The 23,662-nt window shown below is 43.9% G+C and carries 18 protein-coding genes; 14 read left to right on the forward strand and 4 right to left on the reverse strand.

Annotation, left to right across the window (positions count from 1 at the left end):
• Window positions 1-73 precede the first annotated feature (73 nt).
• From MKX60_RS23820 to MKX60_RS23845, 6 genes are all read left to right on the forward strand, one after another.
• Complete coding sequence (locus tag MKX60_RS23820) at window positions 74-1,345, forward strand: vWA domain-containing protein (RefSeq protein ID WP_042185102.1); 1,272 nt, start codon at window positions 74-76, stop codon at window positions 1,343-1,345.
• Window positions 1,346-1,367: 22 nt separating this feature from the next.
• Complete coding sequence (locus MKX60_RS23825; protein ID WP_042185104.1) at window positions 1,368-2,009, forward strand: hypothetical protein; 642 nt, start codon at window positions 1,368-1,370, stop codon at window positions 2,007-2,009.
• An 84-nt stretch (window positions 2,010-2,093) separates the two neighbouring features.
• On the forward strand, window positions 2,094-3,356 hold the full coding sequence (locus MKX60_RS23830) for a TRAFAC clade GTPase domain-containing protein (protein ID WP_042124368.1): 1,263 nt from the start codon (window positions 2,094-2,096) through the stop codon (window positions 3,354-3,356).
• Window positions 3,353-6,313 carry a GAP1-N2 domain-containing protein gene (locus tag MKX60_RS23835; RefSeq protein WP_341061201.1) on the forward strand — a complete coding sequence of 987 codons (2,961 nt, stop codon included), beginning with the start codon at window positions 3,353-3,355 and terminating at the stop codon, window positions 6,311-6,313. The genes MKX60_RS23830 and MKX60_RS23835 overlap by 4 nt, the downstream gene beginning before the upstream one ends.
• Before the next feature lie 208 nt (window positions 6,314-6,521).
• Complete coding sequence (locus MKX60_RS23840; protein WP_341061203.1) at window positions 6,522-9,101, forward strand: DUF4430 domain-containing protein; 2,580 nt, start codon at window positions 6,522-6,524, stop codon at window positions 9,099-9,101.
• Window positions 9,102-9,312: 211 nt separating this feature from the next.
• The gene (locus tag MKX60_RS23845; RefSeq protein WP_341061205.1) at window positions 9,313-11,019 is read left to right on the forward strand and encodes a methyl-accepting chemotaxis protein; all 1,707 of its coding nucleotides are present in this window, start codon (window positions 9,313-9,315) and stop codon (window positions 11,017-11,019) included.
• A 74-nt stretch (window positions 11,020-11,093) separates the two neighbouring features.
• On the opposite strand, the gene qoxD is transcribed toward MKX60_RS23845, so the two are convergent.
• The 4 genes from qoxD to qoxA are packed head-to-tail and all read right to left on the reverse strand — an operon-like array spanning window position 11,094 to window position 14,959.
• Window positions 11,094-11,387 (reverse strand): cytochrome aa3 quinol oxidase subunit IV, encoded by a 294-nt coding sequence (qoxD, locus tag MKX60_RS23850; RefSeq protein WP_179085737.1) that lies wholly within the window; start codon window positions 11,385-11,387, stop codon window positions 11,094-11,096.
• Between the two features lies 1 nt (window position 11,388).
• The gene (qoxC, locus tag MKX60_RS23855; protein WP_076283869.1) at window positions 11,389-11,985 is read right to left on the reverse strand and encodes a cytochrome aa3 quinol oxidase subunit III; all 597 of its coding nucleotides are present in this window, start codon (window positions 11,983-11,985) and stop codon (window positions 11,389-11,391) included.
• Complete coding sequence (qoxB, locus tag MKX60_RS23860) at window positions 11,982-13,925, reverse strand: cytochrome aa3 quinol oxidase subunit I (protein ID WP_042185110.1); 1,944 nt, start codon at window positions 13,923-13,925, stop codon at window positions 11,982-11,984. Before qoxB ends, qoxC begins: the two co-directional genes overlap by 4 nt.
• Window positions 13,926-13,963: 38 nt before the next feature.
• Complete coding sequence (qoxA, locus tag MKX60_RS23865; RefSeq protein ID WP_076283870.1) at window positions 13,964-14,959, reverse strand: cytochrome aa3 quinol oxidase subunit II; 996 nt, start codon at window positions 14,957-14,959, stop codon at window positions 13,964-13,966.
• A 484-nt stretch (window positions 14,960-15,443) separates the two neighbouring features.
• Here qoxA and MKX60_RS23870 point away from each other — a divergent pair, with 484 nt between their 5' ends.
• From MKX60_RS23870 to MKX60_RS23905, 8 genes are all read left to right on the forward strand, one after another.
• Window positions 15,444-16,565, forward strand: a complete 1,122-nt coding sequence (locus MKX60_RS23870; protein ID WP_076283871.1) for a polysaccharide deacetylase — start codon at window positions 15,444-15,446, stop codon at window positions 16,563-16,565.
• Window positions 16,566-16,776: 211 nt separating this feature from the next.
• Window positions 16,777-17,547, forward strand: coding sequence for an amino acid ABC transporter substrate-binding protein (locus MKX60_RS23875; RefSeq protein WP_076283872.1), 771 nt, complete (start codon window positions 16,777-16,779; stop codon window positions 17,545-17,547).
• Window positions 17,548-17,576: 29 nt separating this feature from the next.
• A complete protein-coding gene (locus tag MKX60_RS23880) occupies window positions 17,577-18,236 on the forward strand; it encodes an amino acid ABC transporter permease (RefSeq protein WP_042185116.1) in 660 nt (219 codons plus the stop codon).
• A 15-nt stretch (window positions 18,237-18,251) separates the two neighbouring features.
• Window positions 18,252-19,004, forward strand: coding sequence for an amino acid ABC transporter ATP-binding protein (locus MKX60_RS23885; protein WP_371916547.1), 753 nt, complete (start codon window positions 18,252-18,254; stop codon window positions 19,002-19,004).
• Between the two features lie 169 nt (window positions 19,005-19,173).
• Window positions 19,174-19,563 carry a GntR family transcriptional regulator gene (locus tag MKX60_RS23890; protein WP_076283874.1) on the forward strand — a complete coding sequence of 130 codons (390 nt, stop codon included), beginning with the start codon at window positions 19,174-19,176 and terminating at the stop codon, window positions 19,561-19,563.
• Window positions 19,556-20,458, forward strand: coding sequence for an ABC transporter ATP-binding protein (locus tag MKX60_RS23895; protein ID WP_076299122.1), 903 nt, complete (start codon window positions 19,556-19,558; stop codon window positions 20,456-20,458). Before MKX60_RS23890 ends, MKX60_RS23895 begins: the two co-directional genes overlap by 8 nt.
• Window positions 20,433-22,457: a hypothetical protein gene (locus tag MKX60_RS23900; protein WP_341061206.1), complete on the forward strand. Its 2,025-nt coding sequence runs from the start codon at window positions 20,433-20,435 to the stop codon at window positions 22,455-22,457. Before MKX60_RS23895 ends, MKX60_RS23900 begins: the two co-directional genes overlap by 26 nt.
• Window positions 22,458-22,824: 367 nt before the next feature.
• A complete protein-coding gene (locus MKX60_RS23905) occupies window positions 22,825-23,628 on the forward strand; it encodes a nucleotidyltransferase domain-containing protein (protein WP_341061208.1) in 804 nt (267 codons plus the stop codon).
• The last annotated feature ends 34 nt before the right edge of the window (window positions 23,629-23,662 follow it).

Below are 23,662 nucleotides of genomic sequence, written 5' to 3' on the forward strand. Positions count from 1 at the left end.
GCTACATAACCCCCGAACAATGTTAAGGCCATAAGAGTACAATTCAGGTTTCTCCCGGAAAGGAAGTATAACGATGCAGAGAAAAATCAATCTGCTCCTGCTCTTCTTCAGTCTGATCGGCGGCGGGGTCGCCTTTCTTTTTGGCGAGTGGCTGCTAAGCTGGTACAACGATCTGCCTTCCATCTTGCTCGTTGGCATTTATTTTGCCATAGTAGCACTCGGTATCGGCATCGGTTGTCTGCTTGCAGAAATGATCTCGCCACGGCTGAACGGAGCCTCGTGGAAGCAGCGCTACCTAGGTTTATCCTGGAAGCTCCTGCCTCTGATGATTGTCCTTGCACTTGGAGTTGGAGCATTAACAGAATTCGTTTATGAGCTGAATTTTGGCGGTGCTAAACCGGTTAAAAATGTTGTAATGGCTATCGATGATTCTGGCAGTATGGCGCAGAGTGATCCTGATAACAGCCGTTATTCAGCCGCTAAGGCGTTAATTGCGAGAATGGACAATGACAATCAGGTAGCGGTGGTGACATTTAACCACGAAGCTGTAGTCGTCCAGCCGTTAACACCACTCTCGGATTCGCAGAATCGTGAGAAGGTGTTGACTGCCATAGATAATCTGAAACCAACTGAGGGTGGCACGAACATTAGTGGTGCGATCTCGGAAGCACTTAAGGAGATAGACAGTGACGGCAGAAAAAATCAAGGCGCTATGGTCATCTTGCTGTCGGACGGAGTCAGTAATTTCGACACCTCACGAGAACTACAGACCTATATAGATCGTGGAATTGCCGTAAATACCATTGGTCTGGGGATGCAGGATCCTGCCGGTACCCAGTTGCTGCAGGATATTGCGAAAATAACGGGCGGTCACTATTATGATGTGACAGATACGGCTCTTTTGGGTGATGTATTCCAGCAAATCTATGATCGTTTGGGAGATCGGACATTGCTTACGGTGCGTAGTGATGCTACGGCAGATAGTCCATACTATGCTGCAGTTCGTATTTTGTCGCTGATGCTAATCGGTGCTGCACTTGGACTCGGTCTTGGTATTATGTTTGATAACCGTCATTTAGCAAAAAGCTTCGGGATTGGCGGCGTTATCTCAGGGTTGTTCGCAGGGCTTATTCTGGAATTTGGACTTAGCGGGCACAATTTCACTGACGGCCTAATTCGCCTCCTTGCTGTTCTTATATTGGCTGCAATCATCTCATTATTTACAGGCGTCATTCCAGTAGGTGAAGGACGTATTTACCGTAATAGAAGAAATAATGCAGCTCCTAATCCACCGTCAGAAAGCTTTCCTGATCGACGGAGAAATCGGAATAGCAAAGGATTCTAGTAGTTGAAAGGGGTTTACAGTAATGAGGTACGCCGAGGATAATGCTTCCGCTTTGGTAATAACGGATGTGACATCTCAAGTGGATGAACGGTTCTGTACGCTGAGATGGCGCTGGCCGGACGGCGTGCAGGCGGTGTACATCCATAAGACCTCCGCAGAAGAGGCTTCTATTGGCACCGGGGATATTCCTCCGGTCGGAATGAAGCTCTACACTCGTGAGGAATACAAATCTAACAATGGATACCGTGATCGATTGGATGAGATCGGCCTAGTCTCCTATACCATATACGCTCGCCTTGCTGAGAACGGAGAGACACTGCTGGTGAGGCAAAGTGACGGTGCGAACCGTGTGGTGGTCAGTGCAGGCAAAGCCAGAATCTATTATTCCGTTCAACAAAAAAGAGGATTATTCGGAAAACAAAAGACCGTACATATGGCGATTACGGCAGAAGTTCCAGTGGCTCGAGATGTCCTCTGTTATGTTAAGAAACGGGGAGGACATCCGGCAGGGAAAGAGGATGGTATTCTCTTTCCCTTTGTACAGGATTTCGCCCCTGGACGCAATGTACTCCCGCCGATTGAGATCGGTAAGGATGATTTTGTACGCATCTTTTTCACCGACGGTCCTAAGTATGGGCTTTATTACGAGCTGGTGCCGGAGTAAGATCAGTCTATGCGTACAAGCGAGTGTTGGACAATGCCTGTCCATAGCAAGATACGCAGATACAACTTTTGGGAGGATGAGTAGATGTCTTTTTTTAGCCGTTTTATGAAAAAGAATCAGCCGGAGCCAAGGCCGCTTTTTTATGATATTGTGTGTCCGTATTGCTTCACTAAGTTCTCTCCGGAGGATGTAGTCTTTCGGGCTATGCATAGCCGAGAGGACGATGAGAATTACGCGCTGGGCGAGGATGATGCCTTGAATAAATACCGTGAGCGCTTTGGGCTCGATACGGTGGATGACATAGAAGCAATCATTAATCCGGCGGATATTCCGGAAGAATACCATCATTATACCGATCATGTGTTAACAGGGCTTACGGATCGTTATGGAGTGCTTACACGCAGACGGCTATGTCCATCCTGCCATAACGAGCTGCCTGTGACTGCAGGTAAGGTTCCAAGTAACATTATCTCGATTATCGGAGCCTCCCAAGTCGGGAAGTCGGTATACATGACCGCGCTGATTCATACCTTGCAGCATACGACAGCAGGTCATTTTGATGCCGCTTGTATGCCGCTCAACGCGGAGATTAGCCGTAAGTTTCGTACGCTCTATGAAGAACCGCTGTTTGAACGCGGGGATCTGCTAGCTTCCACACAGAAGGAGAAAATGCAGGAGCCGTTTATCTTTCAATTTGTTTTTAAGGATGAAGAAAAGCCGCCGCTGACACTTGTGTTCTTTGATGTAGCGGGTGAGGGCATGGTGGATCAGGATTATCTCGGACTACACGGTCAACATATTAAGAACTCTGCCGGTATTCTGTTTATGGTCGATCCGCTGCAAATCCGTTCGATCCGTGAGAAGATTCATATTAATATCGGTGATCGCCCGGGCGAATGGGTCTCGCAATATGACGAGCCGCGTGATGTTGTGCTGACGATGTTCGGTGATTTTATTGCCTATCAGGAAAAGAGCAAAACTGACATTCCAACAGCAGTCGTTCTTGCGAAAAGTGATATGCTGCATTCGCTGAAGGATGAGGATGGCGATTACATCAAGTCCAACAGTAATGTGTTCAATAACTATGTCCATCGCAAAACATTGAATATGGATGAATTCCATAACATCGACGGAGAAATCCGCAGATTTATTGGTAAGGTGGACAGACCTTTTAAAGATACGATGGATGTGTACTTCTCGAATACGGGCTATTTTGCGGTATCTGCGTTGGGCAGTAATCCTGTGAATCAGAAGATTGAGGGTGTAGTAAGCCCGATTCGTGTAGACGAGCCGTTTATTTGGCTGCTGCATAAGCTGAAGTATATTGAGGGGAGCGACGGCCCGTGAATGTTTTCTCAGGGTCTAAGATCGCCCAACAAATGTATACCCGCGAACGCCGCGGATTATTTCGTTCCACTGAAGGTTTTGATACAGTAGCGAAATCGGATAGTCTGGACAATAATTTTATCAAAAAAACACTGCATCCCTTCTGTCTTTACGATGCTCCAGCAGAGCTGGCCGCGCGTGGGGAGAAGGATGAGACTCTATATCCTAGTGCGCTGCACCTGTTCCATGCAGAGAATGGCGACACGGTTCTTGGGACGAGTCGTTATCAAGCGACGGATTTTACGGGCCAGCGGAGTGCCTTTTTTGCACATAACTTTGTAGTTCCGGCCTCACGTTCAGAGGAGATTATTCAGAGCTACGGGGACTTTCTGCATGCTGATTTCGCAAAAAGTTATGAAGGAGAGCTGGGCGGAACCTTGCCGGAGCTGTCTGCTATTCCAGTTATACGTACGGATCGCCGACCTGATTCTATAGCGGGATTACGCTTGCTAGGGATTGATGAAGGGATATTTAAGGCATTGCTGCAAGCAGTGATGCTCTCTGTGGCAGGTAAGAAAAAAATCTATATCGCTCTAAATGTACCTATCACGGAGCTGTCCGCACGTGCGGTGGAGCTTACAGAGATTTTATATAGCGTGCTGCCGTATGAATTCCGCCGTAGATTAGGCGTGATTACGTATGCGAATGAACCGCAAAGCCGTAAATATATTCATCTTAGCTTTGTGGAAAAAGGCTCGCTCCGTCCCGGTGATCGCAGCATCGAGAAGGACTTCACATTCGATTTGGTTTCAGGTCGGATGGGGAATGTAGATTTTGGCGAGTCCCGTCAGCCGTATGCTGATCTGGTTTGGAAGCTTTTACTTCTGAATCCAGGGGATCTTGACGATTTTGTAAGTTTTGCCGATCAGATCCTGCGTGGAGAAAGCTCTGAGCATAAGCTATCGCTCGCTCTCTATAATGAGTTAGCCGTATTTTATGAGATTGAGCAGGGGAATGAGCACTTATATACAGAGAACAAGAGCGCGGTGCTGAGTGGTTTGCTTTCTTATCTTAAAGCGGAGGGTGCGATTCATTCCAGAATCCGACTGAATGATATTTTCTTGGAGCGGTTCGATAGAGAATTTGATTTAGTCCGGCAAAGGAATGTCCCGGATCCTGCAATTATGGAGTGCTTTAAGGATTATTTTGTGCTGAAGGATCATAATTACAAAGTCAGAATTGTTGATTATTTCATTAATGGTATGCTTCATAGCGTGGAAGCGGGACGCAAAGATGTTCTCAATGCAGCTTACGGTATCATTGAGAGTAATGATGAGCTAAGTGCTACTTTTTTTCAACGGGTAATGTCTGAATCGTATTTCCGTAAGCAGCTATTAGAGCCTTATATGGGATCAAGACTAGTTGCTGCATCTAAATCTGTGGACATTCTGAATTTTGTACTCCATTGGGGCCGTTTTCTACCGGCTGCGTTAGAGCAACCTTTTGCTCAGGATGCAGTAAGGGATTATTTGCTAGAAAAGCTACAACTGGAGACTGATCCGGTTGCTGCGGTGGCGGAAGTTCATGGCACTGTAGATAAAGCGGAGAAAGATCGACGTAGAGGGACAGGCGTATCTCCTAAAGTAATCTCGCTCATGCAGGATCTGGCAGCATCTGCAGACAGATTCTTGCTGAACCGGCTATCCCTTACTGAAATGACGCAGGAGGACTTACTGGAGGTTGTTTTCTTACGTTATGGCAATGTCGTGGATTGGCAGCCGCCACTAGATAGAATTAGCAAGCAGAAAGAAAATGCACTCCGCGCTGCTTATCGCTGGTTTGGTGAAGAGAAGCCGAATGAAGAGATTTTTGCAGGCTTATCTCCAAAGGAGCTGGACGATGTACAGTTGCTCGGTCGCCGTTTACTGAAGGAAGCTCGAGTGCTAGAGCCTTTTGAACGTCTGCCTCTAGCTTTCTACTACACCAGTCAGCGCGAGGGTGGTCCACTGGATTATGACGCACTCTTGGAATTAGTAAAGCATAAAGCCGGTACCGATAAGGATGTTATCTATCGATTCTTTGCATGGTCTCAAGGAAATTCTTTATTTACGATATCGAATAAAAAGCTTTATCCGGGTTACCGCCGGGCGATTCTGAAGTATTTCCAGAGCAGTGACCGCGAAGCCTTCAAGAATCGTGAGTTCCGTAAAAGCTATGTTGCTACAGCACGGCCTGCTCTTCAAAATGTGTACAATGAAGCTCGCTCCCAGCTCGCTTCCCCGCTGGCGCGCTGGATCAGCCGCAGTCGATTTCGACTCCTGATCTCCGGTTCCATTACGGGCATTCTGGTGATTATCGCAATTATCGTATTCAGTATGCTGCGTCCGGATGATCCAAAGACGGCTCTGCCGGGGACAAGCCCTGAGCCGACACCCGTTCAGAGTGCAGGCAATGAGCTGCCTCCGGCTTCAGTATACTTGAAGGATCAGAGCGTCGAAGGAGATAAGGGGAGCAGCATATTGGTGTTCACGTTTGCCAAAGCTGATGATTGTGTGCAATTTAATCCGCCGGAGATTAGTCTGATGACTTCATCCAATGTGGTGGATAAGAGCTTTAAAGTCGCTGCTAGCCATGGAACTTGTCCAGTTCCGTCAGCGGATGCCACAGGCACTACTTCTGAAACGGCTGAAGGTGAGGACGCTGCTAACGCAGGAGCCGATGCCACACCGTCTCCAACGCCTTCATCTGATGCGGAGAATAACACAGTTGATCCATCCGCGACAGCTGTCACAGAAGGGGTACAGCCATCCTATCAGGTGGAGGTTACCTTAGAACCGGGAGCGACCATTGTAGAGAAAAGTATGATCAAGGCGGGAAGATTTACATTGATTGTAGATCCCGCTCCAAAGGATACACTGGGTGTTAACTCAAGTGCTGAACCTTCTCCAACTGCAAGTCCGGAAGGAACAGCTAAATAAAGGAATTTCTGATCAGCAGGACGATGCCGAAAGGTTTGATTCTGCTGTTCTTTTTTTGTTACTCATACAAAGCTTTTCTATAGACATGCTATGTATTAATAGATATGATTATGAAAATAAGGTTATACCGCCCTTTCTAGGGGCGGTCTTTATGTTGTGTGCTCTTATTTTATGTAGTAACCATTCCTTTATAGAAAGAGGTTGAACAATGAAGAAAATAGTCACCTCCAAGTTTTTTGTACTTGGACTGGCCATATTCATGGTCATTTCAATTTTAGGAACATCACTTGCTCCGGCAGGAACCATCTTCGCAGAGGCAGGTGTTAGCACCGGACTAGATGAATCTAGCGATGCAGCTGCTCAGGCGGAGCGAATTAATGTTGCGGATGCGACCTATACAGCTGCAGAATTTATTCTAAAGGGTGGCGTGCAGTCGGATTGGCAGGCGATTGGGCTGGCTCAAGCGGGATACAAACTGCCAGCAGGTTACCGTCTAGCTCTTGAGAAAAAGGTGAAAGATGCAGAGGGGAATTTCGCGAACGTAACGGATTATGCGAGAATTGTACTCGCAGTAAGAGCGGTAGGTGCTGATCCTACCAACTTTGCTGGAAGCGGAACAACACCTGGCTATAACTTAATAGAGAAGATCTATAATCATGACAAAATCAGTGGACAGACACTTAATAATCCAGTATATGCTTTGCTCGCACTGGACTCTGGTAAATATAACATTCCATATAACGCGAAATGGACAGCGGATAAGCTCATTGCTGAGATTCTCTCCAAGCAAAATCAAGACGGCGGCTTTGCCTTAACGACAGGCGCTAGTGAGCCAGATATGACAGCGATAGCTTTGACCGCTCTAGCGGCACATAAGCGTAATCCAGAAGCTTACACAGCAGGGCTACAAGCCGTATCTTGGCTCTCTAATGCTCAGGATAGTCATGGAGGTTACGGAGATAGTGCTGAGAGTGCTGCACAAGCTATTCTAGGTCTCACATCCTTCGGTATAGATCCAAGTGGATTAGAATATACCAAGAATAAAGTGAATCTGATCGGTAACCTGCTGAGCTACCGTCTAGCTGACGGAAGCTTCGCTCATAGCCGTGGCGGAAGCAGTAATATTCTAGCTACTGAGCAGGGCCTTCAGGCGCTTGTAGCCTACAATCTACTCTATAAAGGCAGTAACAGTAAGTTATACGATTTTTCTAAGTCATCCGTTCAGAATGCCTTAATCTATGCACCTGTTACTGTAGAGGGTCCTAAGAGTACTTTAGCACAGGGATATGGATATGCTAGCAACGTGCTTGGTGCATTAGAGAAATTGGCTCTTCAGACGAACTTGCCGATCACGAATCCTTCCGGTGCATATGTCACAGGAATTGGAAACATTCCCGCCGGAAGCTACGGCGGCTATGACGGATGGATGTATGCCGTGTCCCGTAACTCTCAATGGATCAACCCTGATGTTGGAATGAGTGATTTTGCGCTTAAAGATTCAGATCAGGTCTTGGTTTATTATGCTGGAGATGATACTAAACTTGTAGATTCGGTAACGGTGTCCAAAGCAAGCCTTAAAGAGGGCGATTCTTTTACTGTAGTAGTGACTAGTAAGACATGGAAATGGGACGCTGTAACGAATACATCCTCCCCGGTAACTGCCAAAGCATCTGGCGTTCAGGTCCAAATTGGAAATCGCATCGTAACAACAAATGCTAAAGGCGAGGCGCTATTCTCAGGGAATGTTCCAGCAGGTGATTACAAGCTGACTGTAACGGGCTATCGTGAAGGAAAAGCGCCATCGATAGCTAAATATACTCAAGATCTAAAGGTAATTCCTAAGAATGTAACGGCTTCACTTACCGTTGAGGGTCCGCAAGGACTGATCGGTGAGGGGACTTTAAAGGCTTCCAATGCGCTTGAAGCTTTGAAGCAATTGGGGTTATCCAATGATTTTAAAGTAGATATCACGAAATCGTCGTATGGTAATTTTGTATCGGGCATTCATGGAGTTACTCAAGGCCTTTATGATGGTTGGTGGAGCTTCGTAGTATGGCGTAGCGGTGAATGGATCTATCCAAGTGTGGGTATGGACGCTTTTGAATTACAGGAATCCGACCGTGTTCTTGTATATTATGCCGGAGAAACCACACAGGTTGTTGATACTGCGGTTGTATCCTCTGCACAACCGAAGCCGGGTGAAGCTTTCACAGTAACAGTTTCTCAGAAAAAATGGGTGTGGAATAAGGATACCTTTACTTCCGATCCAGTGACTTCTCCAGCCGCTGGCGTGCAGGTCTTGATCGGTGATCAGAAGGCGATCACAAATGCTAAGGGTGTAGCTGCATTTGACCAAGGTCTACCAGCGAATACCTATACGATCATTGTTACCGGATATGCTAAAGATAGAGTGCCTAGTGTGGCGCGTTATACTCAGTCACTAAACATTGCTTCAGATGTTATTGCTCCTGTTAAAGCTACGGCTACCATTTCAGTCGTAGGGGATAACAAGAAGGGTACGATTCTGAACAGTACAACAGTATCGCTAAAAGAAGGTGAAACGGCTTATAGCTTATTGATTAGTCAATTGGGCGATAAGGTAGTATCATCCGGAAACGCTGGAAGTAAATACGTGAAATCTATAGATGGTTTGTCCGAATTTGATGGCGGACCTAGCAGTGGATGGAAGTATAAGACGAATAGAGATGCTGATCCAAGTATCAGCGCGGACAGCTACATTTTAGAGAACGGTGATATATTATATTGGTACTATTCATCGGGTGAATAAGTACGATTGATTATTCGTTAGGCGGACACTACGATTCGGAGTATTAGCGGATCGAGTGTCCGTTTTTTTGTTTTCGTTCGTTGCATTATTTGACAACAGAAACTTTTTTTCGACATTTTATTCATGATTTTATTTAAAAATCATCACACTATTCGCCTTTCTTACCGATAAAAATAGATAGTTAGTAAGATCATGTGAAGGCGGAATGCAGATGAAGAATATGAAAGTGAAATTCAAAATTGGGATTCTATTGGTATTTTCTGTAGTCATGTTGAACATTGTGGGGGTAACTGGCTTTATCACCATGGACAAAATGGCCCAAAAAACAACAGAAACGTATAATGAAAACTTATTGCCTGTTTCTTACGTGGGACAAATGCGTACAAACAATCGGGCCATTGAAGCTTTTCTCTTGGAGCGCATGATTAGCGTCGATGTAAACAAGAACAAACAACTGAAAGAGAGTATTACGGAGAAAGTTCAGGAAAATAATAATCTTTTGAACAAGTTGAAGACCGTCCAGTACAATGATAGTGCGGTAGTGAGTAAAATAAAGGAATATGAGTCCTCCTTAACAGACTATCGTGCACAAAGAGATAATATTATTCAGGTTGCGGATAGCAAAGGTAGCAAAGAGGCCTTTCAAGTATTCACAGGTGAGTTTAGTAATTCTCGTGAGAAAATGATCAATATGCTTAAAGGAATAAGCGATTCGCTGCTAAAGGGAGCTGGAGATCATAATTCAGAGTCTACGGCTACCGCTAAGAGCATGAAGACTAAAAGTATAGTGTTGATATCGTTCTCTTGGATCATTTGTATCGTACTTAGTGTTGCAATCATTCGACTGATTACGAAACCTCTTAAGGAACTGCAAGGTTTAATGAAGCGGGCGGAAAATGGAGATTTAACCGTCACAGCAACGTATACCGCAAAGGATGAAATCGGCCAAATTAATAGCTCATTTAACAATATGCTGGAGAGCTTACGGAAGATGATGCAAGGCATTGCGGAGAGTGCAGAATTGTTATCAGCCTCATCGCAAGAGATGAGCGCTAGTGCTGAGCAGACCTCGTTGGCTTCGCAAATGATCGCCGAAGCTTCTGGAGAGATTGCAGCGGGGTTTGATGAACAGACGGAAAGCATTAATCGTACATCTCAGTCTATACAAGCTATGACCAATAATATTTCGGCCGTAGAAAGTAGCAGTTTTGAAATGTCCGACCTTATGGGAGTCGCTTCTGGTTCAACAGATCAAGGGGTAATCGCCGTAGATAACATCATTGAACAGATGAAGGAAATCGACTCCGGCGTAACTCAGAGCCAAGAGATTATTAGTAACCTTGGGCAGCTGTCTCAGGATATAAATACAATTATTACTACGATTAACGGAATTGCAACACAGACGAACCTGCTGGCGCTTAATGCTTCTATCGAAGCAGCGAGAGCTGGAGAACATGGACGTGGCTTTGCTGTAGTTGCTGGAGAAATTCGGGGTCTTGCAGAAGCGACGCGAAACAGTTCACTGAAAGTAACGGATATTATTACGCATATTCAAAAGCAAACTGAAAGAGCAGTAGAATCAATGGCTTTCGGCTCCGAGCTAGTCTCTCACGGCGTAGCTCAAAGTCAGCTCGTATCTCAAGCGTTTCATGAGATTCAAAGTTCTATTAAAGAAGCTACGCTGCAGACGGAAGAGATTAGAGAGGCGGTTGCGCATGTCTCCTTAGAGTCACAAGGTGTAGCGGCAGCAATGGAACAGGTCAATGCAATATCCAATAAAGGGGCAGTGGGTGTTCAGGACACCAGCGCAGCTAGTCAGCAGCAACTGTCTGCTATGGAGGAAATGTCCGCATCAGCTCAGTATTTAGCGGTGCTGGCGGAAGATCTGCAGAAGACTTTAGCGCGATTTAAATTATAACGCGAAATGAAAAAAAGGACGTCCCAGAGCCATTTAGGCTTTGGAGACGTCCTTTTGTGTGTTATTGAATGGAGTTAAGCATACCAGCCCCATACGAAGATGAAGAGCGTACCAAAGATCGTAACTAAGCCAACGAATAAGGCATAGGCGATATTGAGGTAGAGTTCTTTCTTGGTATCAGCTGATTCTCCAATATGCATGAACAGGAAGAGCTGCAGGGAAGCCTGAATGAGCGCTGTAATAAGCAGGATAGCCATGTTCGCACTATTAGATAGATCAAGGTAGATTACAGCAAGTGCAGCCACAGAAAGGACAAGAGAGGCTAAGAAACCCATCACATGGCGAATTGGAAACAGTTGCTTCATCATGCTACATCAGTCCTTTCAGATAGACGAAGCTGAAAATAAAGATCCAGACAACGTCCAAGAAATGCCAGTACAGCGAGAAGATAAAGGATTTATTGGCCGTAGCCGGAGTAATACCTTGACGCTTCAACTGGATTAAGATAGCCGCACCCCACAGGAACCCGAACGATACGTGAGCTCCGTGTGTTCCCAGCAGTACAAAGAGACTGGATAGGAATCCGCTGGTTTGAAGTGTAGCCCCTTCGTGAACATAAGTGACAAACTCCATGATTTCAATACCAAGGAAGCCGAGACCCATGAGTAGGGTTAGTCCGAAAAAGACCATCATAGCTTTCTGGTAACCATGCCGCATAGCATGAACTGCAAGACCGATCGTAAATGAGCTTGTCAACAGCAGTAATGTTTCGATCATCACGGGACCAATTTCAAAAAGGTCCGGCCCGCTAGGGCCGCTGGCAAAACGGTCAACCATTACAAAGTAAACAGTGAACAACGTAGCGAACAGTGCAATCTCTGCTCCTAGAAAGACCCAGAAGCCAAAGATTTTATTACTATTCTCTTCTGTTGAGTATTCAAGCGGCTTAGACGCATCTATTTTCATATTGTCTCACCCCGCAATTTCTTTTCAGTAGCAATAACTTCTTCTGCAGGGATGTAGAATCCATGATCCCGATCGAAGGACATAGCAGCTAGAACGATGAGGATACCTACTCCAGAGAGAATGGCTGGAATCCAGAGACTGAATACCAGAGAGAATCCTGCAATGAAGAAGATAACACCCAGAATAAATGGTTTGCCTGAATTGCTAGGCATATGAATCTTAGTAATCTTGTCTTCGTATAGAGGTACGTTGTCTTGTTTAGAGAACCAGTAGGCATCGCGTGTTTTTACGGTTGGAACCACTGCGAAGTTGTAAGCTGGAATCGGACTTTTCGTTGCCCACTCCAGTGTACGTGCATCCCATGGATCTCCATTTGTATCTCTTGGTTCATAACGTGTACTCCAGTAGATGTTATACACCAGAATTACAAATCCGACTGTAAGACCTATCGCCCCTATGAACGAGACCATACTGAGCGGACCAAATCCGGTATCCGCAGAATAAGTGTATTGTCGACGTGTCATTCCCTTAAGTCCGAGAAGGAACAGTGGGAAGAACGATACGTTAAAGGAAATAATAATCCACCAGAAGGCATGTTTACCAAGACGTTCGTTCAAACGGAAGCCGAATACTTTAGGGAACCAGTAGTGGAAACCTGCGATAACGGCGAATACAGCACCTGGAATGAGAACGTAGTGGAAATGTGCTACCAGGAACATTGTATTATGGTACTGATAATCGGCGCTGGCCATGGCCAGCATGACACCTGTTACCCCACCAATCGTAAAGATCGGGATAAACGCGAGCGAATATAGCATCGGCGTCGTAAATGATATTCGCCCTTTTCGTAAGGTGAATAGCCAGTTGAATATTTTCACACCTGTTGGAACGGCAATGGCCATTGTAGTAATCGAGAAGAAACTGTTAACCATAGCGCCTTGACCCATTGTATAGAAATGGTGAGCCCATACTAAGAAGGACAAGAGGGAGATGATCAACATACTAAAGACCATGGATGTATATCCATACAGGTTCTTTTTGGAGAAGGTGGCGATAATTTCACTATAAATACCGAAGGCGGGTAGTACAACGATATATACTTCTGGATGTCCCCATACCCAGAAAAGGTTGGCCCATAGCATATCCATACCGCCGTTGGCCATCGTGAAGAATTGAGAGCCGAATAACCGGTCGAACATCATCAAAGCGAGCGCAACCGTAAGCACTGGGAAAGCGAATACGATAATTACGTTCGTGATTAGAACGGACCATGTAAACATTGGCATTTTCATCAGCTTCATACCAGGAGCACGCATCTTCAGAATCGTTACAATAAAGTTAACGCCTGTGAGGAGTGTACCGATACCCGATATTTGTAGCGCGAGCGAGTAGTAGTTGTTACCCACCGTTGGGCTGAACTCTATACTTGCTAGTGGGAAGTATGCAGACCAACCAGCATCTGGTGATCCCCCGATAACAAACGAAATGTTAAGCAGCATTGCTCCGAAGAAGAAGAGCCAGAAGCTGACAGCGTTAAGACGTGGGAAGGCAACGTCTCTGGCACCGATTTGTAGCGGTACGATAACGTTCATCAGACCGATAATAAACGGCATGGCCATAAAGAGGATCATGATCAAGCCGTGTGTTGTAAATACCTCGTTGTAATGCTGTGCGTCAAGAAATTTCATGTCTGGGGCTGCGGTTTGCAGCTTCATCATAATAGCGTCAACGCCGCCGCGGAAAAGCATTAGTAGCGCAGCAAGGATATACATAACCCCGATACGTTTGTGGTCAACGGTAGTTAACCATTCGCGCCATAAATATCCCCATTTTTTAAAATAGGTTAGGCCGACGATAATCCCGATTGTAGCTAAAACAATACTTGCCATAGCCCCGTAAATCAGGGGTTCGCCATGGACCTTAAATTTATCCCAATCCATTAGGAAACGCTCCTTTCAAGTTGCTCAATTAACATGGACTAATGTCCTTCATGTGTAGTGCTCTGTTCATCCAGTTCTGGATTAGGTTCGCTGTTAAATTCTGTCTCGCTAGATGGTGCAGGAGACGGATGAATTTCTTTATTATCCTGATGTTCCATAGTTCCATTATCCATATCCATTTCTTTACCATTATTACTCATATGGTCGCCATGTTCTCCCGGAGGAGGGCTAAAGGATAAGTGAGTGTTGGTGTATGTTTTGCGTCCGACATATTCCATTTTCAAAAGATTTTTGAATTCGTCTTCAGTTAATGGACCTGCTGTTTCTTTAACATCTTTTACCCATTCTTGATAGTCCTTATCAGTCATCGCAAGGGCTTCGAACTCCATGTGGGCAAAACCCTTACCATTAAAGTTCGCATTTCTTCCGGTATAAGAACCTACAGTATCCGCTGAAAGATGCAGAGTGGTAAGCATGTCACTCATCGCATATTTCTGTCCTCCCAATTGAGGGATCCAGAGACTTGAGATCGTACCGAAAGAGTACAATCTGAACTCGACAGCGCGGTGAACTGGAATGTTCACGTAGTTTACGGTTTCAATACCTTCCTCAGGATAGCTGAAATGCCATTTCCAGTTGGAGGAGGAAGCGTAGATTACAAGCGGTTTCTGATCTTTATAATCCGCTGCAACGTTTTCTACATCTACTGTCGTTTTGACAGTGACCACGGAGAGGAATGCCACGATAATAATCGGGATTGTAATCCAGATGGCCTCCAACCATTTGTTTCCTTCCTCGTGAGGAGGAATATAATCTTCATTACTTTTCTTAGCGCGGTACTTCAAAAGTACAAAGACATATAAGATGTAGACAACTGCTAGAACACCGAGCATCATAACAATGGAGAGGATGATCGTGTCAGACAGAGTTCTCGCAGCCGGCCCCTTCGGATTCAGAACAGCGATTGAACTGCATCCTGGCAAGAGTAAAATTAGGCTGAGAAATAAAGCGTATAACGGTCCCTTTTTGTTCATGCTTAAGCTCCTTCCTTCAATACTTCTATTAATTAACCCTCATCATTACCTTCATATATAGTAAGAACTAATGAGAAAGAAAGCAAAAGACTTATTTTTCCATATAATCCATAATAGACCTTAATAATGGCGATCAAGTTAAATATGTGTGATCAATTTGTTACAAGTTCCTAATGATATGATAAAGATCACTGTAGCCACGCTGTTTAATGGTTATTTATTTCTGTTCAAACTTTGTTCAATAATTTACTAAAGTTGCTAATTTGGACACATCTATTTTGTGCAAAAGGATTGGAATTTAACCATTTTTTGTTGGTGTGACAGGATTTGGCCGAAATCCGTATTTGACGAATTTTGTCGAAATATCTGCAAGTCTTAAAAAGGGTAACAAATTATTCTGTATTAAGTTACAATCTCTCAAATTTCTACCTATTAATCTATGATAATGTTATAGGTAAATATACGAGATGGGAGATTTTTTGAGATGTTTAAAAAGAAAGTGTGGCTATTATTTGTAGTATTATTCGTATGTACGGGTTTGGTACGAGAGATAGATACAGTGAATGCAGCGGGTGCAGCAGGATCCCTGAAATTAGGGGTGAACGATAAATTAACTAAAATTGATGCAGTGTCGATAAAGGATACATATTATGTTTCACTGCGTGATTTGTCCCTAGAACTGAATCTGAATCTTACCCTTCAGGGTGTTGGCATTCATGTTCAAGGGAACAACGGTTCCATCGAACTGCTGAATGATCATGCAACAGCTCTTCTCCCTAATGGAAAGACTATTCCGCTGAAAACATTTGTGGAAAATGGTAGAACGATGGTTCCTGTGAAGATGACCTCTCATCTTGGATTTTCAATTTCGTTTAAGCCAGCTCAATCTTTATTAAGAGTGTATAATTCCGGGGCTAAATTAGACGATGCTGCATTCGTGAATCAACATAAAAAGGCTTTGCAACAAAATGTACCTACAGGGACGACAGGCACAAAGGGTAAAGTTGTATATCTTAGCTTTGATGATGGCCCATCCGCTACAACCTCTCAACTACTTGATATCTTGGCGAAGTATGATGCGAAGGCAACCTTCTTCATGTTAGGAAATAACATGAACGCACACGCGTCTCAAGTGAAACGCTTAGTGAAAGATGGACATGCGCCTGCTTTGCACGGCATGACACATGTGAAAGATAAATTTTATGCTTCTCCAGCTTCTGCGTTGAAAGAGATGAATGACGATAATGCAATTCTGAAGAAGATTACAGGTCAAAGTACAACACTGATTCGTACACCTTATGGTAGTAAACCTTATTTAACAAAAGCTTATAGAGATAAGATACTAACTCAAGGGTACCATCTGTGGGATTGGAACGTTGACTCTGAGGATTGGAGATATAAGAACGATAGTAATTCCATCTATAATACGGTTATGAGAGAAGTTCATAGTCTGAAGAAGAGCAGCCCGGTGATTCTAATGCATGATCAAAAGGCTACACTTAAAGTTCTTCCACGCATCCTAGCGGCGCTGAAGAAAGAAGGCTATGCGTTTCATATTATTACTTCAGATATGGAGCCTAACAATTTTTGGAACGATAAACGCTAAATCTGATAGTGAAATTAAATCATTCATATTGTTGAGACGGCAGATTTGATCTGTCGTCTTTTTTTTGTTGTCTGAAATCTTTGTAGATTTGACACATGTGGGCTTCTCTAATCTATCGACGTAGTTAATTTGTCATGTTATCATGATACTCTGATAACGTATTAGCGAACTAAAGCACACAGCACTGTGTCAACGATGGGGGATAAAAGAGATGAAGAAAAATGCACTTTTAGTTTTATTTATGATCATGGTTATTGCAGCTTTATCAGGCTGTTCGTCTTCTGGGAGTAAGGATGGAAAGCTGGTGATCGGGATTGATGATAAGTTCGCTCCGATGGGCTTTAGAGATGAGAACAATGAAATTGTTGGGTTTGATATCGACTATGCCGGAGCTGCAGCTGAGAAAATGGGCAAAGAAATAACTTTTCAGCCTATTGACTGGTCAGCTAAGGAGTCAGAACTGAATAGCGGGCGCATTGATATGATTTGGAATGGTTATACCATCACAGATGAACGTAAGGAAAAGGTGTTATTCACTAAGCCCTATCTTGAGAATAGTCAGGTTGTAGTCGTATTAGCGGATTCCTCTATTTCAAAGCTTGAGGATTTGGCTGGTAAAGAGGTAGGACTTCAAAGTCTGTCTTCCGCTGCCGATGCATTAAATGCTAATCCGATTAAAGACCAAATTGCTAATCTGTCGGAATTTCCGGATAATGTGCTAGCGCTCACAGATTTGAAGACTAAGCGCCTGGACGGTGTAGTCATTGATGAAGTGGTAGCCAGATATTATATGTCAAAAGAGCCTAATACCTTTAAGCTACTAGATGAATCGCTTGCTCCTGAGCAGTACGGTATTGGAATTAAGAAAGGCAATGAGGCACTACTGGAAGAACTTCAAAAGGCTTTGGATGAAATGAACAACGACGGAACGGCTGAGAAGATCTCCACGAAGTGGTTTGGTGAGAATAAGGTATTAAAATAGAAGGTCAATATACAGAGTTTATTGGAGAAATGAAAATGGATTATATAATACAAATTTCCGGGCCGATGTTAGAAGGCGCGCGTACAACTATTTTATTGTTTCTTATTGTTATTTTGGTGTCGATTCCGCTCGGGTTCCTAGTCACTTTGATGGCGAAGAGTGTGATCAAGCCCGTGGCTTGGATTGCACATACCTATATCTATGTCATGCGGGGAACACCACTTTTACTACAATTGTTATTTTTTTGCTTTGGTTTACCACAGATTCCGGTGATCGGGGAATATCTGGTCATGGACCGCTTCGTTGCAGCGAGTCTTGGATTTATTCTTAACTATGGAGCCTATTTCGCGGAGATCTTCCGTGGGGGTATGCTCTCCATTGATAAAGGGCAGCATGAAGCAGCCAAAGTACTCGGACTGAGTAAATGGCAAACGCTGCGCAAGGTAATTCTAGCTCAAATGTTTAGGGTAGCTTTGCCAGCCGTGGCCAATGAATCGATTTCCTTGGTCAAAGATACGGCTCTGCTGTATGCCGTTGCTGTACCTGAGCTACTGAACTATGCCAAAACAGCAGTAAATCGAGACTTTACTGTAACCCCCTTTGTAGTGGCGGGAGTGATTTACTTACTGATGACGCTGGTGCTCACTTTATTCTTCAAAGCACTGGAGAAACGTTTTAAATTCGAGTAGAGGGACTGTCTGAATATGAGTAACATGATAGAAGTAAGTGATTTACAGAAATCCTTCGGCAAATTGGATGTGTTGAAGAAGGTTAGTTTCAATATCCAGGCGGGAGAAGCCGTCGCTGTTATCGGACCTTCAGGTTCAGGTAAGAGTACGATGCTGCGTAGTCTAGTACATCTAGAGGAAATTACGGGTGGAAGCATCTTCATCCAAGGCAAGCCGCTCGTGGAGAATGGAAAATACGCTAGTGGAGCAAGTATTCGTGAGATCACGGCGTCCATGGGAATGGTGTTTCAACACTTTAACCTATTTCCACATTTAACGGTGCGGGGCAATCTAGAGCTAGCTCCAAGGATGTTGAAACGGGAGAGCGTGAAGGAGATTACGGCTAGAAGTGAGAACTTACTTTCTAAGGTAGGACTTGCTGAAAAAGCGGATGTGTATCCTGCAAAGCTGTCGGGTGGACAAAAGCAACGGGTTGCTATTGCGAGAGCATTAATGCTCAACCCTGATATTCTATTGTTCGATGAACCTACTTCCGCACTTGATCCTGAACTCACGGGCGAGGTACTACGCGTCATCCGTCAACTTGCTGAGGAGAATATGACGATGATTGTTGTCACTCATGAGATGAACTTTGCTCGTGATGTGGCTGATCGTGTGATTTTCATGGACAACGGTGAGATTACGGAGTCTGGAACACCAGAGCAGATTTTTGATCATCCACAGCAGGAGCGCACTCGAATTTTTCTGAATCAAGAGACGAGAGTATGAATACCGCCTCAGGCTAATAAAGTGTCTATTCATGAGAAAAAGTCCCCACAGTGTTTTTATAACTGTGGGGGTTTTTGCGTTGACATAAAGATTAAACTGTATTAATAATAGTAGTACAGTTAATACACATCATCATGAACTAAGGGAAGACAGTGAAAGGAGGATGGTTATGTTCGAATTGGACGTTCGCAGTCGCAAGCCGATTTATGAGCAGCTGACCGATAAGGTCAAGGAGATGATTTTACATGGTATTTTGCAGACTGATGAACAACTGCCTTCGGTAAGGACATTATCCCAGCAGCTAACCGTGAATCCCAATACGATTCAGAAGGCTTACCGTGAATTGGAACGTGAGGGGTATATCTATTCACTGCAGGGGAAAGGGAGTTTTGTAGCCCCAATGAAAAAAGAACAGAATGAGATTAAAAAAGCCGAAGTACGTGCTGAGTTGCTTAGACTGATGGCGGAAGCGGTATACCTTGGGTTCACCGCAGCTGAGATTAGTTCATTGTATGAGCAAGTGGAGAAGCAGAGAGAAGGAGGGAAAAGTGATGATTGAGATTCGAGGCGTCAGTAAGTTATTTCAAGGGGAGAAGGCAGTAGACGATATCTCTTTAACGGTACGTAAAGGGACGATTTATGGGCTACTCGGCTCTAATGGCGCGGGTAAAACTACGCTGCTGAAGACCTTGGCGGGCATTTTCTCTCCAGATAAAGGGACCGTGAAGGTGGAGGGTGAAGCGGTATTCGAACATCCGACGACTAAGCAACGGGTTATTTTTATGCCGGATTCTCCTTACTTTTTTCCGCAATCCACCATGCTGCAAATGGCAGCCTTCTATCGCTCGATCTATCCGAGCTGGAATCAGAAGCGTTTTGATGATTTGGGGACCGTCTTTCAGCTCGATAAGAAGCGCAAGCTTAGTCGTTTCTCCAAAGGGATGCAGCGGCAAGCGTCATTCTGGTTATGTTTAAGCTGTATGCCGGATGTGCTTATTATGGATGAGCCGATTGACGGGTTAGATCCGGTAATGCGACGCCAGATCAAAAACCTGCTATTTCAGGAGGTTGCTGAACGCGAGCTGACGGTAATCATTTCTTCACATAATCTTCGTGAGATCGAAGATCTGTGTGATCATGTTGGGATTATGCATGGTGGGAAGATGCTGATTGAGAAGGATCTGGATGATCTTAAGGCGGATACACATAAGATTCAAGTGGCCTTCCGGGATGAACGGCATGAAATTCCGTTAGCAGCGAAGCTGCAAATATTACATCAAGAACGCCGGGGGAGCGTGAACCTGTACATAGTAAAAGGGGATCGTGAGCGAATTAAAGCGACTTTTCAAGTGTACGAGCCATACGTATTCGATTTGCTTCCATTAACGTTAGAAGAGATCTTTATTTATGAAATGGGGGATGTCGGATATGACGCGCAGCCGATACTACTTTAATAGCAGTATTATTCGCCAGAATTTCCGCCAGCATGGCTGGATAGGGATTATATATGCACTTGGCCTAATGTTCGCACTTCCATTGCAGCTGTTTATGAGTATCGATCCAAATGCAAAACCGCAGGAAATCGATCATTTATTCCGCATCTCTGGTAATGTGCAAGCATTGTTCATTATTACGATCCCTGTTGCTGCTGGACTCTTTTTATTCCGATACCTTCAGGCAAAATCTCCATCAGATCTATGGCATAGCCTGCCTTTACGCAGAGAGCATTTATTTACGGCTCATCTGACAAGTGGACTTACCTTACTGTTGGTGCCGGTTTGGTTAACTGCAGGGGTGGTTGCGGTTGTTAAGCGATGGAGTGGTAATTTTTATATTTTTCAGGGCGCAGATATTTGGCAATGGTGTATCACAGTTAGTATTCTGACTTTGTTCCTCTTCTGCTTTAGTGTTTTTGTGGGAATATGCACGGGCCAATCTATTCTTCAGGGAATTATCATTTATATTTTGCTTATTCTTCCTGTTGTACTGATCTCATTAATCAATAGCCACTTAGTCATGTATCTTTATGGTTATGCAAATGCAAATGTAAACTTCCGTGATTCTAGTTTGCAGATGTGGTCTCCGTTTGTTCATATCGTGTATTATTTTACCGGCAAACCATTTACCAATACAGAATTGTGGATTTATGGAGTATTGTCCCTTTTATTTATTGGATTATCCTACCTGTTATACCGTAAACGTAATACGGAAAAAGCGGGTCAAGCTATTGCTTTTGGATATTTCAACCCGCTGTTTAAAGCAGGGGTTATGTTATGTACTATGCTTATTTCCGGGAATTATTTTGCACAAATGAAGCAACAGCAAATGGGCTGGGTAATTAGTGGATATGCCATTGGAGCCATTATCGGCTATGTTGCTGCGGAAATGATTATTCGGAAAACATGGCAGATTATGACGCGTAAAGTGTTAGCAGAGTTTGCGGTCTATGCAGTAATGCTGGGGTTACTTCTGTATATCCCGATATCAAGTGTTACCGGGTATGAAGCTAGAGTACCTTCCGGTGATAAGATTAGTGGTGTGTATATGGGATCTAACTACCGTTGGTATACCCCCACGGATGATTTGTACACTACTACACCCTATATGGGGCAGGACCCTTTTTCCGATGATAAAGATTATATAGAAGCTGTCCGTAAACTTCATCAAGCGGTAATTGCGGTACGTCCAGAACATACTTCACAACAATACGCTTATGAATATTTTACCATCGCCTATCAATTGGAGAACGGTCACAAGCTAGTGAGGGAATACTGGATCCCTAATAAGGGGTTTGAATCAGAGCTCAAGGCGGTTAAGGATACCGAAGCTTACAAGTATGAAAAGTATAATTTAGCTCTCTTAGACAAAGACCTGGATTATATGTGGGTTACTAACAGGAATAAAAAAGTAGCCATCTCTGATCCTCAGGAAATTTCAGAGCTAAAAGAGATTATCAAACGCGAAATTTCGAATATGTCCTACGAAGTACAGATAGATAAGGACGGAAAACCTGATGTGGCTAATATCCAAGTAGAGGTAAAGGCAAAAGATGACAGCAACCAAGTTTCTTCAAGTTATGGTTATTATTATCCGTGGAAGTCTTCTTTCCATGAGCTTGAAAAGTGGATGAACGAAAAAGGCTATGCCGATAAAATACGAATAACAGCTGAAGATATCCAATCGGCAGAGATTGTAAAAGATGACTTTATGGATAAGCAAACACCTAAGAATCCTACGAGTCCTGAACAAAGATTAGTGCTTGCACGTGAAAAGAATCGTACAGTTGTTACGAAGGATAAGGCACTATTAACGGATATTATAGATCATCGTTTTAATTATGGAGTTGAGAATAGCAACTACATTGTGAAGTTGCTGTATAAGGAGGGTTATAGTGATTTCGTTATGTTAAAAGCGTCCGATATGACGCCTGAATTGAAAGTATTGCTGAAATAAGCTAAGAATAAGGTTAGTAAAAGATTACAGAAAAAGACTACTGGTTGACAGAAACTGGATAGTTGGATTATGCTTTTGGAGATATGTTAAGGATGAAATGGTACTGAATAAAATATAATTTGACTTGGGGGTAAGGACAGATGAATAACAATATGAATAATCAGCCATCGTATAATGCTTATCCATATTTGCGTCCATCTGTTACCTTGGCTTACAGGTCAGCCTTAGAATCAGTGTATTCATTTCCGGTGAATCAACAACGCTATATTAACCGGTAAGGAGTTCTGTATTTAGGTGAAGCCCGGCCATGGACGATGGAGTCCATGGTCTTTTTTGCATATTTAGAAGGTTTAAGGGAGGGGTTAATATGTCGGAAATACATCAATCGATTATTCAGCAGCTTCGGACCATTGAATCTGAAGAACAAGTCCGCATTTTGTATGCGTGTGAATCGGGGAGCCGGGCTTGGGGATTTCCATCCAAAGATAGTGATTATGATGTTAGATTCCTATACATACGGAGACCTGAGGCGTATTTATCTATTTTTGAGCACAGGGATGTAATAGAACGGCCGATCAGTGACATGCTTGATATTAACGGTTGGGACTTGAAGAAGGGGCTTAATCTATTTCGGAAATCTAATCCGCCTCTGCTGGAATGGTTAGAATCACCGATTCGCTATGAAGAAAAATACGCTGTAGCCGAAAGTATCCGTGAACTCTCGCCACAAAGCTTTTCGCCAAAATCATGCATTTACCACTATTTGAACATGGCGCGAGGAAATTACCGGGATTATCTGCAAGGCAGTGAGGTTAAAATCAAGAAATATTTTTACGTATTAAGACCACTCTTAGCATGCGCTTGGATTGAAAAATACAACGAAGTGCCGCCGCTCGATTTTAATGTGCTTTTACAGGATTTGATTCCACAAGGTTCAGAATTACAGGAAGCTGTGCAGAGCCTGTTATTTCGTAAAATGTCCGGTGATGAACTAAATCTGGAGCCGCGCTTGGATGTTATCAATACATATTTGGAGGAGAGAATTGCTCATTACGAGGCGGTTGCTTCTGCTTTTGAACAGAGTGTTGGTGTTATGGATGAAGCGTTAGATGTCTTGTTCCGATCAGCACTGATAGAGGTCTGGGGAGAAACGGGGCAATGGAACTGGTAAGTTCACAATTCAATAATTGTTAATTAAGGAGAGA

The organism is Paenibacillus sp. FSL R5-0914 (assembly GCF_038004525.1).
GTDB lineage: Bacteria > Bacillota > Bacilli > Paenibacillales > Paenibacillaceae > Paenibacillus_AQ.

Coding starts and splice junctions, on each gene's coding strand:
- qoxB (WP_042185110.1), bottom strand. CDS start 13,925: ATGGATTGGGATAAATTTAAGGTCCATGGCGAACCCCTGATTTACGGG.
- MKX60_RS23875 (WP_076283872.1), top strand. CDS start 16,777: ATGAAGAAAAATGCACTTTTAGTTTTATTTATGATCATGGTTATTGCA.
- MKX60_RS23840 (WP_341061203.1), top strand. CDS start 6,522: ATGAAGAAAATAGTCACCTCCAAGTTTTTTGTACTTGGACTGGCCATA.
- MKX60_RS23825 (WP_042185104.1), top strand. CDS start 1,368: ATGAGGTACGCCGAGGATAATGCTTCCGCTTTGGTAATAACGGATGTG.
- MKX60_RS23905 (WP_341061208.1), top strand. CDS start 22,825: ATGTCGGAAATACATCAATCGATTATTCAGCAGCTTCGGACCATTGAA.
- qoxA (WP_076283870.1), bottom strand. CDS start 14,959: ATGAACAAAAAGGGACCGTTATACGCTTTATTTCTCAGCCTAATTTTA.
- MKX60_RS23890 (WP_076283874.1), top strand. CDS start 19,174: ATGTTCGAATTGGACGTTCGCAGTCGCAAGCCGATTTATGAGCAGCTG.
- MKX60_RS23900 (WP_341061206.1), top strand. CDS start 20,433: ATGACGCGCAGCCGATACTACTTTAATAGCAGTATTATTCGCCAGAAT.
- MKX60_RS23870 (WP_076283871.1), top strand. CDS start 15,444: ATGTTTAAAAAGAAAGTGTGGCTATTATTTGTAGTATTATTCGTATGT.
- MKX60_RS23880 (WP_042185116.1), top strand. CDS start 17,577: ATGAAAATGGATTATATAATACAAATTTCCGGGCCGATGTTAGAAGGC.
- qoxC (WP_076283869.1), bottom strand. CDS start 11,985: ATGAAAATAGATGCGTCTAAGCCGCTTGAATACTCAACAGAAGAGAAT.
- qoxD (WP_179085737.1), bottom strand. CDS start 11,387: ATGATGAAGCAACTGTTTCCAATTCGCCATGTGATGGGTTTCTTAGCC.
- MKX60_RS23895 (WP_076299122.1), top strand. CDS start 19,556: ATGATTGAGATTCGAGGCGTCAGTAAGTTATTTCAAGGGGAGAAGGCA.
- MKX60_RS23820 (WP_042185102.1), top strand. CDS start 74: ATGCAGAGAAAAATCAATCTGCTCCTGCTCTTCTTCAGTCTGATCGGC.
- MKX60_RS23830 (WP_042124368.1), top strand. CDS start 2,094: ATGTCTTTTTTTAGCCGTTTTATGAAAAAGAATCAGCCGGAGCCAAGG.
- MKX60_RS23885 (WP_371916547.1), top strand. CDS start 18,252: ATGAGTAACATGATAGAAGTAAGTGATTTACAGAAATCCTTCGGCAAA.
- MKX60_RS23845 (WP_341061205.1), top strand. CDS start 9,313: ATGAAGAATATGAAAGTGAAATTCAAAATTGGGATTCTATTGGTATTT.